The 17266-nt window shown below is 67.0% G+C and carries 16 protein-coding genes; 12 read left to right on the forward strand and 4 right to left on the reverse strand.

Annotated elements, in window-relative coordinates; translation table 11 throughout:
* Position 1: 1 nt before the first annotated feature.
* A complete protein-coding gene (locus tag KF892_01920; GenBank protein MBX3623741.1) occupies positions 2 to 1654 on the reverse strand; it encodes a PhoH family protein in 1653 nt (550 codons plus the stop codon).
* Between the two features lie 308 nt (positions 1655 to 1962).
* Here KF892_01920 and KF892_01925 point away from each other — a divergent pair, with 308 nt between their 5' ends.
* Positions 1963 to 3948, forward strand: coding sequence for an acyltransferase (locus KF892_01925; GenBank protein MBX3623742.1), 1986 nt, complete (start codon positions 1963 to 1965; stop codon positions 3946 to 3948).
* A gap of 88 nt (positions 3949 to 4036) precedes the next feature.
* Here KF892_01925 and KF892_01930 read toward each other — a convergent pair whose 3' ends face one another.
* Complete coding sequence (locus tag KF892_01930; GenBank protein MBX3623743.1) at positions 4037 to 4513, reverse strand: peroxiredoxin; 477 nt, start codon at positions 4511 to 4513, stop codon at positions 4037 to 4039.
* A gap of 102 nt (positions 4514 to 4615) precedes the next feature.
* Positions 4616 to 4987 (reverse strand): Mth938-like domain-containing protein, encoded by a 372-nt coding sequence (locus KF892_01935; protein ID MBX3623744.1) that lies wholly within the window; start codon positions 4985 to 4987, stop codon positions 4616 to 4618.
* 104 nt (positions 4988 to 5091) lie between these two features.
* Here KF892_01935 and KF892_01940 point away from each other — a divergent pair, with 104 nt between their 5' ends.
* From KF892_01940 to KF892_01970, 7 genes are read left to right on the forward strand one after another with little or no spacing between them, the layout of a single operon-like run.
* The gene (locus KF892_01940) at positions 5092 to 6321 is read left to right on the forward strand and encodes a pyridoxal phosphate-dependent aminotransferase (GenBank protein MBX3623745.1); all 1230 of its coding nucleotides are present in this window, start codon (positions 5092 to 5094) and stop codon (positions 6319 to 6321) included.
* An 11-nt stretch (positions 6322 to 6332) separates the two neighbouring features.
* On the forward strand, positions 6333 to 7643 hold the full coding sequence (locus KF892_01945; GenBank protein MBX3623746.1) for a homoserine dehydrogenase: 1311 nt from the start codon (positions 6333 to 6335) through the stop codon (positions 7641 to 7643).
* 10 nt (positions 7644 to 7653) lie between these two features.
* The gene (locus KF892_01950; GenBank protein ID MBX3623747.1) at positions 7654 to 9060 is read left to right on the forward strand and encodes a threonine synthase; all 1407 of its coding nucleotides are present in this window, start codon (positions 7654 to 7656) and stop codon (positions 9058 to 9060) included.
* 1 nt (position 9061) lies between these two features.
* The gene (gene mobB / locus KF892_01955) at positions 9062 to 9598 is read left to right on the forward strand and encodes a molybdopterin-guanine dinucleotide biosynthesis protein B (protein MBX3623748.1); all 537 of its coding nucleotides are present in this window, start codon (positions 9062 to 9064) and stop codon (positions 9596 to 9598) included.
* The gene (locus tag KF892_01960) at positions 9564 to 10805 is read left to right on the forward strand and encodes a molybdopterin molybdotransferase MoeA (protein MBX3623749.1); all 1242 of its coding nucleotides are present in this window, start codon (positions 9564 to 9566) and stop codon (positions 10803 to 10805) included. Before mobB ends, KF892_01960 begins: the two co-directional genes overlap by 35 nt.
* Positions 10802 to 11053, forward strand: a complete 252-nt coding sequence (locus KF892_01965; GenBank protein MBX3623750.1) for a MoaD/ThiS family protein — start codon at positions 10802 to 10804, stop codon at positions 11051 to 11053. Before KF892_01960 ends, KF892_01965 begins: the two co-directional genes overlap by 4 nt.
* Positions 11054 to 11063: 10 nt before the next feature.
* A complete protein-coding gene (locus tag KF892_01970) occupies positions 11064 to 11678 on the forward strand; it encodes a haloacid dehalogenase (GenBank protein MBX3623751.1) in 615 nt (204 codons plus the stop codon).
* On the opposite strand, the gene dapA is transcribed toward KF892_01970, so the two are convergent.
* Positions 11675 to 12562 carry a 4-hydroxy-tetrahydrodipicolinate synthase gene (gene dapA, locus KF892_01975; protein MBX3623752.1) on the reverse strand — a complete coding sequence of 296 codons (888 nt, stop codon included), beginning with the start codon at positions 12560 to 12562 and terminating at the stop codon, positions 11675 to 11677. The genes KF892_01970 and dapA overlap by 4 nt on opposite strands.
* Before the next feature lie 297 nt (positions 12563 to 12859).
* Here dapA and KF892_01980 point away from each other — a divergent pair, with 297 nt between their 5' ends.
* The 4 genes from KF892_01980 to clpB all read left to right on the forward strand — a co-directional run bounded on the left by KF892_01980 (position 12860) and on the right by clpB (position 17243).
* The gene (locus KF892_01980; GenBank protein ID MBX3623753.1) at positions 12860 to 13690 is read left to right on the forward strand and encodes an alpha/beta hydrolase; all 831 of its coding nucleotides are present in this window, start codon (positions 12860 to 12862) and stop codon (positions 13688 to 13690) included.
* A gap of 31 nt (positions 13691 to 13721) precedes the next feature.
* Positions 13722 to 14204, forward strand: coding sequence for a molybdenum cofactor biosynthesis protein MoaE (locus KF892_01985; protein ID MBX3623754.1), 483 nt, complete (start codon positions 13722 to 13724; stop codon positions 14202 to 14204).
* Positions 14201 to 14590: a fluoride efflux transporter CrcB gene (crcB, locus tag KF892_01990; protein ID MBX3623755.1), complete on the forward strand. Its 390-nt coding sequence runs from the start codon at positions 14201 to 14203 to the stop codon at positions 14588 to 14590. The genes KF892_01985 and crcB overlap by 4 nt, the downstream gene beginning before the upstream one ends.
* A 61-nt stretch (positions 14591 to 14651) precedes the next feature.
* Complete coding sequence (gene clpB / locus KF892_01995; GenBank protein ID MBX3623756.1) at positions 14652 to 17243, forward strand: ATP-dependent chaperone ClpB; 2592 nt, start codon at positions 14652 to 14654, stop codon at positions 17241 to 17243.
* The last annotated feature ends 23 nt before the right edge of the window (positions 17244 to 17266 follow it).

Here is a 17266-nt window from a genome sequence, read left to right on the forward strand (position 1 = left end):
CTTACAGCACCTCGGACGCGAAGTCGGCCAGGCGCGAACGCTCGCCGCGGGCCAGCGTCACGTGGCCCGAGTGCGGCCAGCCCTTGAAGCGGTCGACGGCGTAGGTGAGGCCCGAGCTGCCTTCCGTCAGGTAAGGCGTGTCGATCTGCGCGAGGTTGCCCAGGCACACGATCTTGGTGCCGGGGCCGGCGCGCGTGATCAGTGTCTTCATCTGCTTGGGCGTGAGGTTCTGTGCCTCGTCGATGATGACGAACTTGTTGAGGAAGGTGCGGCCGCGCATGAAGTTCAGGCTCTTGATCTTGATCTTGCTGCGCACGAGATCGTTGGTGGCCGCGCGGCCCCACTCGCCGGCACCGCTGTCGGTCTTGGAGAGCACCTCGAGGTTGTCGTCGAGTGCACCCATCCACGGGCCCATCTTTTCCTCTTCGGTGCCGGGCAGGAAGCCGATGTCTTCACCCACCGGCACGGTCACGCGGGTGACGATGATCTCGGTGTAGCGGCGGTCGTCCATCACCTGGGAGAGGCCGGCGGCGAGCGTCATCAGCGTCTTGCCGGTGCCGGCGGTGCCGGTGAGGGTAATGAAGTCGCACTCCGGGTCCATCAGCAAATTGAGTGCGAAGTTCTGCTCGCGGTTGCGGGCGGTCACGCCCCAGACAGCGTTCTTCTGGTGGGTGTATTCGCGCAGCGTCTTGAGCACGGCGGTCTTGCCGGTGATCTCGGCCACCTTCGCGTAGAGCGGCGCGGCGCCCGGCGCTTCGAGGTAGACGAACTGGTTGACCATCAGCTGCGGCACCATCGGCCCGCTGATGCGGTAGTAGGTGCAGCCACCCTGGTTCCAGCTCTCCATGGTCTTGCCGTGCTGGTCCCAGAAGTCGGACGGCAGCGGCTGCACGCCGGTGTAGAGCAGGTCGCCGTCGTCGAGCGTCTTGTCGTTGAAATAGTCTTCGGCGTTGAGGCCGAGGGCGCGCGCCTTGATGCGCATGTTGATGTCTTTCGACACCAGCACCACCTCGCGCTTGGGGTGCTGCTCGCGCAGCGCCTGCACCACGCCGAGGATCTGGTTGTCGGCCTTGCCCTGGGGCAGGCCGGCCGGCAGGGCGACGTTGACCAGCGTGGTCTGGAAGAAGAGCTTGCCTTGCGCGTCTTTGTGGCCGGTGCTGTCGAGCGGCAGGCCGTCGGCCATGTCGCGGCCGTTGCCGTCGGAAAGAGCGGCGGCCAGTGCGTCGAGGTCGCGGCTCACCTGGCGGGCGTTGCGCGCGACTTCCGACATGCCTTTCTTGTGATCGTCCAGCTCTTCGAGCGTGATCATGGGCAGGTAGACGTCGTGCTCCTCGAAGCGGAACACGCTCATCGGGTCGTGCATCAGCACGTTGGTGTCGAGCACGAAAAGCTTGGCCGGGCCGGTGTGCCGGGGCTTGCGGCGGCGTGGCTCGGGCTGGGGCGGGCGGGCCGGCGCAGGGGCGGGCGCCGCGGCGCGTGCGATCAGCGGGGCGGCTTCACGCGGGGGCTCCAGGAGGTCCAGCACGGCAGGGCCGCTGGGGTCGGAGGCGGCGTGTTTCTGAGTTCGTTTGCCCGGTTTGGGCGCGGCCTGGGATTCGAAGTCGGCGGGGGTGAGGAGGGCGGCTCGTTTGGCAGGCGGCTTGGGCAGTGGCATGTAGTTCAGTGCGGCAGTGAGAAAACAAAAAAGCCGCACAGTCGACTGTGCGGCTTTGTCTGGGGAGCACGAGGTTCACAACACACGGGCATGAAAAACATTATGCACAAGTGAAGTGGCGACTCAACCGCCATGCACCGAGCGTGGTTGAAAAACAAAAGTCGCGTGAGAAACCGCGCTACCAGGGGGCCGATCGGGGCATTGCTCCCTGGCTTGAGGGATGACCCCGACGGCATCAGCCCGCAGACTTCGGCTTGAGCCGAATCGGGCGAAGCCGGCAACACAAGTAGACAGGGAAGAGGGAGCGAATGCAGGTGGTTGCACATCCAGCCCGCGAGGGGGGCATCTCCTATCGCCCGGACATCGACGGGCTCCGCACGATCGCCGTGCTGCTGGTGGTGGTCTTCCACTTCCACCTTTTTGCCGGTGGCGACAGCGGCTTCGTCGGCGTCGACGTCTTTTTCGTCATCTCGGGCTACCTCATCACGGCCATCATCCGCCAGCAGGTCGAGGATCAGCGGTTTTCGTTGTTGGGGTTCTGGGCCAAGCGCTTGCGCCGGCTCGCGCCCGCCTTGTTCGTGGTGCTGGCCGCGGTGCTGGCGTATGGCGCGCTGCGCATGGTGCAGGCGGACTTCCAGCAGCTGGCCGAGGAAGTGTTGGCCACCCAGTTCTACGTGGCCAATATCTACTTCTGGCGCAACGTCAATTACTTCGGCCTGCAGGCCGACAGCATCTACCTGCTGCACACCTGGTCGCTATCGGTGGAGGAGCAGTTCTACATCCTGTACCCGCTGCTGCTGGTGGGCGTGCTCAAGTTCGCACCTCGCCGTGCGCCCCTGATCCTGCTGGGCGCGGCCCTCGTCTCCTTCGGGCTGAACCTGGCGTTTGTCGGCACCAAGCCCGAGGCCGTCTTCTACCTGATGCCCACCCGCGCCTGGGAGCTGCTGATGGGCGCGCTGCTCACGTGGGCACCGCGCCCGCGGCACCACGTGCTGGCGCAGCTGCTGGGCGTGGCCGGGGTCATGCTGGTGGTGTCTGCCGTGGTGGGTTACACCGCCGACACCCGTTTCCCCGGCGCGTTTGCCTTGCTGCCCACGCTGGGGGCGTCGAGCCTGATCCTGGCGGGTGCGGAGGCTGAAGCGTGGTCGACCCGGCTGTTGTCGACGAGCCCGATGGTGGCCATCGGGCGCCTGTCCTATTCGCTGTACCTCGTGCACTGGCCGATCAACGTCTTTGCGTCCCAGGAGCTGGGGGAGGGCTACACCCTCGGCTGGCGTGTGACGATGATGGCCTTGTGCTTCGGGGTTTCGGCACTGGTCTATCGCTGGGTGGAGACCCCGTTCCGCGACGGCTCGCTGATGCCGCGCATCCGCCACCTGGCCCAAGGCTACGGCGCGGGCCTCGTGGCCAGCGTTGGCCTGTGCGCCACGGTGATCGCCACCCACGGGATGCCGCAGCGGCTGCCGTCGGACGTGGCGCGCATGGGGGCCTTTGCAGACGATCGGCCGACCGATCGCTGCCCGGAGCCCCACTCTGCCAGCGAGGCGGCTCACCCGACGCTGTGTGCACTGGGGGCCGCCGACCGACCGCAGGAGTGGCTGGTCTGGGGCGATTCGCATGCGTGGGCTGCGCGGGAGGCGATCGACCTGTGGCTCAAGAACACCGGGCAGGCGGGCCGATTCGCGTTCATGCACTCGTGCCCGCCGCTGTGGGGCGTTCACATCCCGCGCGGTGGCACCGCCTGCCATGCACTCAACGACGCGATGATGGCCACCGCCGTGCAGGACCCGCGTGTTCGGAAGGTGTTTCTCGTGTCGACCTGGCACCAAGGGGCCGGCTGGCTCACCACCTCGCCCGATCGGCGCCTGACTCTGCAGGATTCGCTCGCCTTGTTCCAGCGGCAATTCGACGCCACCGTCCGCGAGCTGCAGGCGCATGGCAAGGAGGTGTATGTGTGGGAGCCGCTGCCAGGGGCCCGGGCGCACGTCCCGCGGCGTGCAGCCACTGCCCTCATGCGGGGTGAGCCGGCCCGGCTCGACTTCAGCTTTGCCGAATACCGGGCGCGGACGGACTTCTTCTTCCAGGCCCTGGAGCGCAACCGGCCCTACATCGCGGGGTCGTTCTCGCCGTCACAGGTCTTGTGCAAGAGCGGGGAATGCGCGTCGGTGCTGGACGGCGAACCCGTCTACTACGACAAAGGCCACCTGGCACGCTCGGGCAGCGCCCGCTGGGCCGAGGCATTGGCCGCGCAGATGAGCGGGCCACCCGTGGTGCAGAGCCGCTTGATGCACTGAGGTGCGAATCGCCCGCGCCGGGCGCGGCGTTGGCACCGTCCAAAACAAAAGGCCTGCAATGCAGGCCTTTTATCGTCGGCAAGCTGGATCAGGCCGCTTTCTTGAGCGACTTCACCGCCTTGAGCACTTCGTCGACGTGGCCGGCAACCTTGATGCCACGCCATTCCTCGCGAAGGATGCCGTCGCCATCGATCAGGAAAGTGCTGCGCTCGATGCCCTTGACCTTCTTGCCGTACATGATCTTGTTCTTGACCACGCCGAACATGTGGCAGAGCTTCTCTTCGGTGTCGGCGATCAGCTCGTAGGGCAGTTCCAGGTTCTGCTTGAACTTGTCGTGCGAGGCCATGTTGTCGCGCGAGACGCCGAAGACCACGGCGCCGGCTTTCACGAAGTCTTTGTGGCGGTCACGGAACTGCATCGCTTCGGTGGTGCAGCCGGGGGTGTTGTCCTTCGGGTAGAAGTACAGCACGACCGTTTGCCCGGCGTATGCCGGCGGCGTGAACTTCACGCCGCCGGTTGCGAGCGCTTCAAATTCCGGGAGGGGTTTATTGAGGGCTGGCGTCATGAAGAATTCTGGAGGTTGCGCCCTGTAAGGCGTAGCTCGTGATTATAAGGGCTCGCGAGTGCACGAAGCGCTTGCCGAACGGTCCCCAAAAGGGGCGAGGGGTCAGCCCAGGAGCAAGGCCGCGACGACCTTGCGGCTCTCGCCGGCGAGCACGTTGTACGTGCGGCAGGCGGCGGCGGTGTCCATCGTCTCGATGCCGATGCGACGCGCCATCAGGCCACGCAGCAACATGGGCGGCACGAAGCGGATGCGCTTGCCGCTGCCGAAGATGATGAGTTCGGGCGACAGGGCTGCGAGCTGCTCGAAATCGTCCGCAGTGAGGGCCTCGAAGCCTGCGCTGCCCCAGGGGCCGACGTCGCCAACCCACGGGATCACGATGCTTTGTGTGTGCGCCACGCCGTTGACCGACACGGCGTCGGCACTCAGGCCTGAAATGACGTTCACGCCTTCGATGCGGTCGGGTTGCAGCTTCAAATCACGGATCCGGAAAAACGTTGTCGCACGAGGAGGGTGCGACAGGCATGGAAGTGGGGGCGATCAGGGATAATTCTAGGCTTTGCGCCGCTTTGGAGACCGTGTTGAAGCCCATCGTCAAGTCCGGCAAATTGGCCAACGTGGCCTACGACATCCGCGGGCCGGTGCTCGAGAAGGCCCGCCAGATGGAGGACGAGGGCCAAAAGATCATCAAGCTCAACATCGGCAACGTGGCTGCGTTCGGCCTCGAGCCGCCCGACGAGATCGTGCAGGACATGATCCGCAACCTGCCCTCGCAGGTGGCTGCGGGCTACACCGACAGCAAGGGCCTCTTCGCCCCGCGCAAGGCGGTGGTGCACTACACGCAAGAGAAGAACATCACCGGCGTGACGGTCGACGACGTCTACCTCGGCAACGGTGCCTCCGAGCTGATCGCGATGAGCCTCAACGCGCTGCTCAACAACGGCGATGAGGTGCTCATCCCCGCACCCGACTACCCGCTGTGGACGGCCGTCACCGGCCTCTCCGGCGGCACGCCGGTGCACTACATGTGCGACGAGCAGGCCGACTGGATGCCTGACGTGGCCGACATCAAGCGCAAGATCACCTCGAACACGCGCGCCATCGTCGTCATCAATCCCAACAACCCGACCGGCACGCTGTACCCCGAGAGCGTGCTGCTCGACATCATCGAAGTGGCACGCCAGCACCAGCTCATCGTGCTGGTCGACGAGATCTACGACAAGACGCTGTACGACGGCAACGTGCACACCAGCATGGCCTCGCTCGCCGATGACGTGCTCTTCGTCACCTTCAACGGCTTGAGCAAGAACTACCGCGCCTGCGGCTACCGCGCGGGCTGGATGGTGGTGTCAGGCGAGAAGCGCCATGCGAAGGACTACATCGAAGGCCTGAACATGCTGGCCTCGCTGCGCCTGTGCGCCAACACCCCGGGCCAGCTCGCCATCCAGACGGCACTCGGTGGCTACCAGAGCATCAAGGACCTGGTAGCGCCGACCGGCCGCCTCGGCCGCCAACGCGACCTCGCGTACAAGCTGTTGACCGACATCCCCGGCGTCACCTGCGTCAAGCCCAAGGCGGCGCTCTACATGTTCCCGCGGCTGGATCCGAAGATGTACCCCATCCAGGACGACCAGCAATTCGCCTACGAGCTGCTCGCCGAAGAGAAGGTGCTGATCGTGCAAGGCACCGGCTTCAACTGGACGCAGCCCGACCACTTCCGCGTGGTCTTCCTGCCCAACAGCGACGACCTCACCGACGCGATCGGCCGCATCGCGCGCTTCCTGCATCACTACGCCAAGCGGCACCATTGAGAACCATCACCATGAAGCCCATCCAAGTCGGCCTCCTCGGCATCGGCACCGTCGGCAGCGGCACGTTCAACGTGCTCCAGCGCAACCAGGAAGAGATCCGCCGCCGCGCGGGCCGTGGCATTCAGATCACCATGGTGGCCGACCTCGACACCGCCCGCGCCAAGGCCGTGGTGGGCGATGCGGCCAAGGTCGTGGGCGACGCCCGCGAGGTGATCGCCAATCCCGAGATCGACATCGTCATCGAGCTGATCGGCGGTTATGGCATTGCCAAGACGCTGGTGATGGAAGCCATCGCCGCGGGCAAGCACGTGGTCACCGCCAACAAGGCGCTGCTCGCCGTGCATGGCACCGAGATCTTCGCGGCGGCGCATGCCAAGGGCGTGATCGTCGCCTTCGAAGCGGCGGTGGCCGGTGGCATTCCCATCATCAAGGCGCTGCGCGAAGGCCTCACGGCCAACCGCATCGTGTGGATCGCCGGCATCATCAACGGCACCACCAACTTCATCCTCTCGGAGATGCGCGCCAAGGGGCTCGACTTCGACGTCGTGCTGAAGGAGGCGCAGCGCCTCGGCTACGCCGAAGCAGACCCGACCTTCGACATCGAAGGTGTCGATGCTGCGCACAAGGCGACCATCATGAGCGCCATCGCCTTCGGCATCCCGGTGCAGTTCGACAAGGCGCACGTGGAAGGCATCACCAAGCTGCAGGCGGCCGACATCAACTACGCCGAGCAGCTGGGCTATCGCATCAAGCTGCTGGGCATCACCAAGCGTCGTGACAAAGGCTTCGAGCTTCGCGTGCACCCGACGCTGATCCCGTCCAAGCGCCTGATCGCCAACGTCGAAGGCGCGATGAACGCCGTGGTGGTGCACGGTGACGCCGTCGGCACCACGCTCTACTACGGCAAGGGCGCCGGCTCCGAGCCCACCGCGTCGGCCGTGATCGCCGATCTGGTCGACATCACCCGCCTGCACACCGCCGACCCCGACCACCGCGTGCCGCATCTGGCCTTCCAGCCGAACGAGCTGGCCAACACGCCCATCCTCGGCATGGACGAAGTCGTCACCTCGTTCTACCTGCGACTGCAGGTGGCCGACCAGGCCGGCGTGCTGGCCCGCATCACCGGCATCCTGGCCGAGCGTGGCATCTCGATCGATGCATTGCTCCAGCGCGAGTCGGCCGAAGGCGAAGCGCAGACCGACGTGATCATCCTCACGCACGACACCGTGGAAGGCGAGATGAACAAGGCCATTGCCCAGATGCAGGCACTGCCCACCGTGCTCGCCCCGATCGTCCGCATCCGCAAGGAAGAGCTCAACTGAGCCACCGCCCATGAAGTACATCTCCACCCGCGGCGACAAGACCCCGCGCGGCTTCTCCGACATCCTGCTCGAAGGCCTGGCGCCCGACGGTGGCCTCTACCTGCCCACGCATTACCCCATCGTCACCCGGGCGATGCTCGCGAAGTGGCGCGGGCTCTCGTATGCCGAGCTGGCCTTCGAGATCCTGTCGCTCTACATCGACGACATCCCGCCGGCCGACCTGCGCCGCCTCGTCGAGAAGACCTACACGCCCGACGTCTTCGGCACCAAAGAGATCACGCCGCTCAAGCCCGTGCAGCCCGGCCTGTACCTCGAAGCCTTGTCGAATGGCCCCACGCTCGCCTTCAAGGACATGGCGATGCAGCTCCTCGGCAACCTCTTCGAATACGAACTGGGCCGCCGCGGCGAGACGCTCAACATCCTCGGCGCCACCTCGGGCGACACCGGCAGCGCCGCCGAATACGCCATGCGCGGCAAGGCCGGCGTGAACGTCTTCATGCTGTCGCCGCACGGCCGCATGAGCCCGTTCCAGCAGGCGCAGATGTTCAGCCTGCAAGACGCGAACATCCACAACATCGCCATCGAAGGTGTCTTCGACGACTGCCAGGACATCGTCAAGGCCACCTCCAACGACCTCGAGTTCAAGCGCAAGCACCGCATTGGCACGGTGAACTCGATCAACTGGGCGCGCCTGCTGGCCCAGGTCGTGTACTACTTCGCCGGCTACTTCCAGGCGACCAAGAGCGAGCAGGAGCGCGTGAGCTTCGCCGTGCCTTCGGGCAACTTCGGCAACATCTGCGCCGGCCACGTGGCCCGCATGATGGGCCTGCCGATCAAGCGCCTGGTGCTCGCCACCAACGAGAACCGTGTGCTCGACGAGTTCTTCCGCACCGGCAGCTACCGCCCGCGTGCGAGCGCCGAGACGTATGAAACGTCCAGCCCGTCGATGGACATCTCCAAGGCCTCGAACTTCGAGCGCTTCGTCTTTGACCTGCTGGGCCGCAATGCCGAGCGGGTGCGCGAGCTGTTCGAGACCTCGCTGCAGCGCGAAGGCCATTTCCAGCTGAGCGCGGGCGAGTTCGACCGCATCTCGGTCTACGGTTTCCTGTCGGGCCACAGCACGCACGCCGACCGCCTCGCCACCATCCGCCAGACTTTCGAAGACAGCGGCCTGATGATCGACACCCACACCGCCGACGGCCTCAAGGTCGCGCGCGAATTCCTCGAGCCCAATGTGCCGATGATCGTGCTCGAGACCGCGCTGCCCGCGAAGTTCGCCGAGACCATCGTCGAGGCCCTTGGCCGCGAGCCCGATCGGCCGGCGGCGCTGCAAGGCATCGAGAAACTGCCCAAGCGCTTCCAGGTGATGAAGGCCGATGCCGAAGCGGTGAAGAAGTACATCAGCGCCAACGTCTGACATGCGTGTCGTCGGCTTCAGCGGCTATTCCGGCTCGGGCAAGACAACGCTCATCGAGAAGCTCATCGGCCGCTTGAAGGAGGCGGGGCAACGGGTGTCGGTGATCAAGCACGCGCACCACCGCTTCGACATTGACCACCCGGGCAAGGACTCCTATCGCCACCGCGAAGCCGGGGCCTTCGAGGTGGTGGTCGCCTCCAACCGACGGCTGGCCAAGGTGCGCGAATACGAGGCCGAAACCGAGGTCTCCGTCCACCAATTGCTGGCCGAACTCGCGCCGTGCGATTGGGCCATCGTCGAAGGCTTCCGGCATGCCGACCTGACGAAGATCGAGGTGTGGCGGGCCGAGACCGGCGAGCGCGCGCACTATCCCGACGACCCTTTCGTGATCGCGGTCGCCACCGACGCGCCGCACAATCTGCCGGTGCCGACCGGGCTGCCGGTGTTCCATCTCGACGATGTGCAGGCGGTGGCCGAGTTCCTCCTGACACATGCCGATCGCCATGAATACACCTCGCCCTTCGATGCTGACGCTTGACGAGGCCCTGTCGCGGCTGCTCGGCGCGGTGTCGCCGCTGGCCGAGACCGAGATCGTTTCCACCTTCGACGGGCTGGGCCGTGTGCTGACGCAGGAGGTGCGCTCGCTCGTCGACGTGCCCTCGGCCGACAACAGCGCGATGGACGGCTACGCGCTGCGCAGCGCCGACGTGCCCGCGAGCGGCACCGTCTTGCCCATCAGCCAGCGCATTCCTGCCGGCACGGTCGGCGCACCGCTGACCCCCGGCACTGCCGCCCGCATCTTCACCGGCGCACTGGTGCCCGAAGGTGCCGACGCCGTCGTGATGCAAGAGCAATGCGAGGCGCTCGACGGTGCCGTGCGCATCAACGTCGAGCCGCAGCCAGGCACCGCCATCCGTCGCCGCGGCGAAGACCTCGCGTGCGACGCCATCGCGTTGCCACGCGGCCTGCGGCTGACCCCGCAAGCCCTGGGCCTCGCGGCGACCGCTGGCGCGGCGACGCTCACCGTGGCGCGCCGCCCGCGCGTGGCGCTTTTCTCCACCGGCGACGAACTCGCCATGCCCGGCGAGCCGCTGAAGCCGGGCGCGATCTACAACTCCAACCGCTTCACGCTGCGGGCGCTCATCCAGGCGCTGGGCTGCGACTGCACCGACCTTGGCATCGTGCCCGACCAGCTCGACGCGACGCGAGAGGCACTGCGGCGTGCCGCGCAAGGGCACGACCTCATCGTCACGAGCGGTGGTGTGTCGGTCGGCGAAGAAGACCACCTCAAGCCCGCCGTGCAAGCCGAAGGCGCACTCGACCTCTGGCAGATGGCCATCAAGCCCGGCAAGCCGCTGGCCTTCGGCAGCGTGCGCCGTGCCGAAGGCGATGGATCGACCGGGAAGGCCTGGTTCGTCGGGCTGCCGGGCAACCCGGTGTCGAGCTTCGTGACCTTCCTGCTCGCCGTGCGGCCCTTGTTGCTGAAGCTTCAGGGGGCGACGGCGCTGCAGCCCGTGGGCGTGCCGATGCGCGCCGACTTCGACTGGCCGCGTGCCGACAAGCGCCGCGAGTTCCTGCGCGCCCGGCGCAACGAGCGGGGCGGTCTCGACCTCTTCACCAACCAGGGCTCGGGCGTGCTCACCTCCACCGTGTGGGCCGACGGCCTGATCGACAACCCGCCCGAGACGCCCATCCGCGCCGGCGACACGGTGCGCTTCATTGCGCTGGCAGAGTGGGTGGCATGAAGGTCCGCGTGCGCTATTTCGCCTCGCTGCGCGAAGCGCTCGGCGCCGGTGAAACCGTCGACACGACCGAGGGCAGCACCGTGGCCCAGGTGCGAGACACGCTCATCGCCCGCGGTGGCGCCCACGCCCAGGCGCTCGCCCGCACGCGCGCCGTGCGCACCGCGCTCGACCAGACGCTGTGCGACGAGTCGGCTGCCCTGCACGAGAACGCTGAACTCGCTTTCTTCCCACCCGTGACGGGCGGCTGAGCGACACGCCGTGATCCGCGCCGTCTTCTTCGACTACGACGGCGTTCTCACCCGAGACAAGACCGGCTCCCTCACCACCTGCCGTTCGCTGGCGCAGCAGGCCGGGTTGCTGTTCGAGGCGGTCCACGCCGCCTTGAGGCCCTACAACGAGGCGCTCACGCTGGGCCGAACGACGCACGAAGCGATCTGGCCGGCGGTCTGTGAAGCGCTGGGGCGCGACATTCCGATCAGCGCGCTGCGCATCGCTTTCGAAAGCACGCCGCTGGACGAGGCCGTGATGTCTCTCGCGAAACGGCTCACCATGCGTCACCGCGTGGGCCTGATCACCGACAACAAGCGCGATCGGCTCGACCACCTGCGCGCGTTCCAACAACTCGACGCGGTGTTCGACCCGATCCTGGTCTCGTCCGTGTTCGGGTCCGGCAAGGAAGGCATGGCCATCTTCGAGCGCGCGCTGGCGTGCGTCGCCTTGCCGCCTGAAGCCGCCGTCTTCATCGACAACCACCGCGACAACCTCCTCGCACCCGCCGCGCTTGGCATGCACACGCTGCATTTCGACGACGGGCGGCGGGACGTGAAGGCGCTCGTCGCCGAACTGCAGCAGCTCGGCGTCGTGGTCGACTAGGACGCCAAGGCGCGCTCGGCAGCCTCCAGTGCCGCCCAGGCGCGCTGCACCGCCTCGACCGACGCCTGGCTGTGCGGCGCACGCAGCGCATCGCCCATCCAGCCCTGCCGCGCCAGCACCGCCTTGAACACGCTCGGGTTCGGCTCGGCAAAGAGCGCCAGAGACAACGGCGTGAGCGCGTGGCACAGGCGCCGCGCGTCCGCGAGCCGGCCCTCGCGGGCACTGGCCACGAGCTGCGCGTAGTGCTGAGGCAGCAGATGGCCCGAGGCGGCAATCGCGCCGGCCCCGCCCAGGCAGGCCGTGGTGAAGATGCGGTGATCGTCGCCGGCCAGCACGGCGAGGCGGCCGTCGGCGATCAGCGCGCGGGTCTTCTCCTCGTCGCCGCCGCAGTCCTTGATCGCGCGGATGTTGGGGTGTGCCGCCAGCGTGAGCAGGGTGTCGAGCGTCATCTGGGAGCCTGTGCGAGAGGGCACGTCGTACAGCACCACCGGCACCGGCGATGCGTCGGCCAGGGCGCGGAAGTGCGCCACGATCCCGGCCTGCGCGGGCCGCAGGTAGTAGGGCGCCGACACCAGCACGGCCACCACCGGCCGCCGGGCCACCTCACGCAGATGCTCGCGCATCTCGTCGAGCCGCGTGCCGGCCAGGCCCATCATCACCGGCTTGTCGCGGCATGAGGCGAGCACCGCATCGAGCACGGCCAGTTGTTCCGCACGCGTGAGCGACTCCGCCTCGCCGGTGCTGCCGCACACGACGAAACCCTTGATCGCTGTCTGGGCCAGGTGGCCCACCAGCCGCTGCAATGCGGCGATGTCCACCCGCTCACCCTGGAACGGTGTGACGAGCGGAACCCAGAGCCCGGAAAAATCGACGAACTGACCCACGTAGCTTCTCCTTGAACGAACAAGACCGGATGAAGGTCCGCGTCGTGGAGCTTGGGTTCAGCGTGGGGAAGGGTGGAGGCCTGCCGTGAAGTCTGTTCCGTCGCTCAGCTGACGACGGAACTGCAGCGCTCCGGTCAGATGAGCGTCTGCTTTTTGGCTTTGAGCGCGCACGCGGCTCCGCCCGACGGGCTGGAGGCGAGGATGGTGCGACTCAGAAGCATGGCCGGCATTCTGCCCGGTGTGGCGCCGTGGCGGTGCCACAATTTCCCGCAGCCCTCGTCCTGCCCGGAGATTGCGATGCCGCTGCGTCCTCTGCGCCACTGGTTCGTCTGCACCTTGGCCCTGCCGGGCCTGGTGGTGGCCGCCTGCGGGGAGCGGGTGACGGTCGCCACGCACGACGGCACCCAGACGCCGTATTCGCTGGCCCAGGCTGCCGACGGCGTCGCGGCGCGTGGGGCGGTGGTGCTGCTCGCCGGTGGCGACGGCCACCTCAAGCTCGATGCCCAGGGCTGCCCGAAGGCGCTGGGAGGCAATTTCCTTGTGCGCTCGGCAGCGCTCTTTCGAAGTGCCGGCTACGCCACCGCGCTGGTCGACGCGCCGTCCGACCAGCAAGGCGTGGACGGCCTCGCCGGCTTTCGCAACACCGTGGCCCACGGCGCAGACCTGGGCCGCGTGGTGGCCGACCTGCGCCGACGTGTGCCGGGGCCGGTGTGGGTGATCGGCACCAGCCGCGGCACGATCTCGGCGGCCAACGTCGCCTCGCGGGCGTCGGGCGATGCCGCCCCCGATGGCGTGGTGCTCAGCTCGGCGCTGATGCATGGCACGACGGGTGGCCAGAAACCGTGGACGCAGCAGACCGTGTTCGACCTCGCGCTCGCGGCCATCCAGGCGCCGGCGCTCGTGATCGGCCATGTGCACGACCAGTGCCTGCGTTCCCCGCCGGGCGAGATGCCCCGCCTCCTGGCGCAGCTGGGCAGCGCGCGCAAGCAACTGGTGACGGTCGAAGGCGGCGCGGCACCCTCGGGCCAGGCAAACCTTTCGGCCTGCGAGGGACGTAGCCCGCATGGCTACTTCGGCCAGGAAGCCGACACCGTCGCGACCATCGTGCGCTTCATGCAGGCGCCATGAGGCCCCGACTGCCGCCACAATCCCAGCCCACATGAACACCGCCCGCGTGACCATCCAGACCGACGACTTCGACCTCAGTGCCGAGGTGGCGGCCCTGCGCACGGGCGACCCCGGCGTGGGCGCCATCGTGAGCTTCGTCGGCACCGTGCGCGATCGCAGCGACGGCCAGGGCGTGCAGCTCATGGAGCTCGAGCACTACCCCGGCATGACCGAGAAATCCATCGAGGCGATGATGGCCGAGGCGCAGCGCCGCTTCGACATCCGCGCGGCCCGGGTCGTCCACCGCGTGGGTGCGCTGAAGCCGCAAGACCAGATCGTGCTCGTGGCCGTGACCTCGGCCCACCGCGGCCAGGCCTTCCAGGCCTGCGAGTTCCTGATGGACTACCTGAAGACCCAGGCGCCCTTCTGGAAGAAGGAGCACACGCCCGACGGCGCACGCTGGGTCGATGCCCGCATCCACGACGACGAGGCCCTCGCCCGCTGGGGCATCGCCAGCGAGAATGCCGGCGCATGACACCGACCTTCCCCTATGTGCAGATCCTGGCGGTGGCGCTGGGTGCCGCCCTCGGTGCCGTGCTGCGCTGGGCCGCCGGCCTGTGGCTCAACGTGCACTCCTCGGGCTTTGCCTTCGGCACCCTGCTGGTCAACTGCGTGGGCGGCTTCCTCATCGGCATGGCCATCGTGTGGTTCGACCGCACGCCCAATGAGCTGCTGCGCCTGCTGCTCGTGACCGGCTTCCTCGGCGGCCTCACCACCTTTTCGGCGTTTTCCGGCGAATCGCTCGGCCTCATGCAGCGGGGCGACTACGGCTGGGCGCTGTTCCATACCCTGAGCCACGTCGTGGGTTCCCTCGCGTGCGCTGCCCTTGGCTTTCGTTTGATGCGCGTCATGCTGGCCTGAACCGCAAGCTTGAAAACTGGCGAGGCCGCCTCAGATCCCCTGCATTCGGAGGATTTCACCCATGCGTCTCGACAAGCTCACCACCAAGTTCCAGGAAGCCCTCGGCGAAGCCCAGAGCCTGGCCCTCGCCCGCGACAACCCCTACATCGAGCCGGTGCACGTGCTGGCCGCGATGCTGGCCCAGACCGACGGCCCCAAGGCCTTGCTCGACCGTGCTGGCGTCAACACCGCCAAGCTGCAGTCGGCGCTCGACGCCGAGATCAAGAAGCTGCCGCAAGTCCAGGGCGGCGAGCAGGTGCAGGCCGGCCGCGAGACCGGGGCGCTGATCCAGGCCTCCGAGAAAGAGGCCACCAAGCGCGGCGACCAGTACATCGCGAGCGAAATGTTCCTGCTGGCCGCGGCTGACAGCAAGTCGGTGGGCCCCCTCGTCAAGGAACACGGCCTGACCCGCAAGGCGCTCGAAGCCGCGATCGACGCGGTGCGCGGCGGCCAGAAGGTCGACAGCCCCGAGGCCGAAGGCCAGCGCGAGGCACTGAAGAAATACACCCTCGACCTCACCGAGCGCGCCCGCCAGGGCAAGCTCGACCCGGTGATCGGCCGCGACGATGAGATCCGACGCGCCATCCAGGTGCTGCAGCGCCGCACCAAGAACAACCCGGTGCTGATCGGCGAGCCGGGCGTCGGCAAGACTGCGATCGTCGAAGGGCTCGCGCAGCGCATCGTGGCCGGCGAGGTACCCGACACGCTGAAGAACAAGCGCGTGCTCGTGCTCGACATGGCCCTGCTGCTGGCCGGTGCCAAGTACCGCGGCGAGTTCGAGGAGCGCCTGAAGAACGTGCTCAAGGAGCTGGCGCAGGACGAAGGCCAGACCATCGTCTTCATCGATGAGATCCACACCATGGTCGGCGCCGGCAAGGCCGAAGGCGCCATCGACGCCGGCAACATGTTGAAGCCCGCGCTCGCGCGCGGCGAGTTGCACTGCATCGGCGCGACCACGCTCGACGAATACCGCAAGTACGTGGAGAAGGATGCTGCGCTGGAGCGCCGCTTCCAGAAGGTGCTCGTGGGCGAGCCGAGCGTGGAGGCGACCATCGCCATCCTGCGCGGCCTGCAGGAAAAGTATGAAGTCCACCACGGCGTGGAGATCACCGACCCGGCCATCGTGGCCGCGGCCGAGCTCTCGCACCGCTACATCACCGACCGTTTCCTGCCCGACAAGGCCATCGACCTGATCGACGAGGCCGCGGCCAAGATCAAGATCGAGATCGACTCCAAGCCCGAGGCGATGGACAAGCTCGACCGCCGCCTCATCCAGCTCAAGATCGAACGCGAGGCGGTGAAGAAGGAGAAGGACGAAGCTTCGCAGAAGCGCTTGGGCCTGATCGAAGACGAGATCGGCAAGCTCGAGCGCGAGTACGCCGACCTCGAAGAAATCTGGAAGAGCGAGAAGGCCACGGCGCAGGGCTCTGCGCACGTGAAGGAAGAGATCGACCGCCTGCGCTTCCAGATCGAGGAGTTCAAGCGCAAGGGTGACTTCAACAAGGTCGCCGAGCTGCAGTACGGCAAGCTGCCGGAGCTGGAGAAGTCGCTCAAGGACGCGCAGGCCAAGGAGCTGAAGAAGGGCGGCACTGCTGGCCGTCCGCAACTGCTGCGCACCATGGTGGGCTCGGAAGAGATCGCCGAGGTCGTGGCGCGCGCCACCGGCATCCCGGTCGCGAAGCTCATGCAGGGCGAGCGCGAGAAGCTCTTGCAGATGGAAGCCAAGCTGCACGAGCGTGTGGTCGGCCAGGACGAGGCCATCTCGGCCGTGGCCAACGCCATCCGCCGCTCACGCTCGGGCCTGTCCGACCCGAACCGGCCGACGGGCTCCTTCCTCTTCCTCGGCCCCACGGGTGTCGGCAAGACCGAGCTGTGCAAGGCGCTGGCCTCGTTCCTCTTCGACAGCGAAGAGCAGCTCATCCGCGTCGACATGAGCGAGTTCATGGAGAAGCACTCGGTGGCCCGCCTGATCGGTGCGCCTCCGGGCTACGTGGGCTATGACGAAGGTGGCTACCTGACCGAAGCCGTGCGGCGCAAGCCCTACAGCGTGCTGCTGCTCGACGAAGTGGAGAAGGCGCACCCCGATGTGTTCAACGTGCTGCTGCAGGTGCTCGACGATGGCCGCCTGACCGACGGCCAGGGCCGCACGGTGGACTTCAAGAACACGGTGATCGTGATGACCAGCAACCTGGGCTCGCACCAGATCATGCAGATGGCGGGGCAAGACCCCGAGGCCATCCGCGACGCGGTGTGGGTCGAGGTGAAGCAGCATTTCCGCCCCGAGTTCCTGAACCGCATCGACGAGACGGTGGTGTTCCACGCGCTCGACCAGGCCAACATCGAGTCCATCGCGAAGATCCAGCTCAAGGTGCTGGAGGGCCGCATGGAGAAGATGGACATGAAGCTCGACGTGTCGCCGGCCGCACTCGCCGAGATCGCCAAGGCGGGCTTCGACCCGGTGTTCGGGGCGCGGCCGCTCAAGCGGGCCATTCAGCAGCGCATCGAGAACCCGGTGTCGAAGCTGATCCTCGAAGGCAAGTTCGGGCCGAAGGACGTGGTCCCGGTGGTGGTCAACGCCAACGGCGAGCTGGCCTTCGAGCGCACGGTGCACTGACCCCGCTTCCTTGCCGCACCACA

This window comes from Rhizobacter sp., from assembly GCA_019635355.1.
Taxonomy (GTDB): domain Bacteria; phylum Pseudomonadota; class Gammaproteobacteria; order Burkholderiales; family Burkholderiaceae_C; genus Rhizobacter.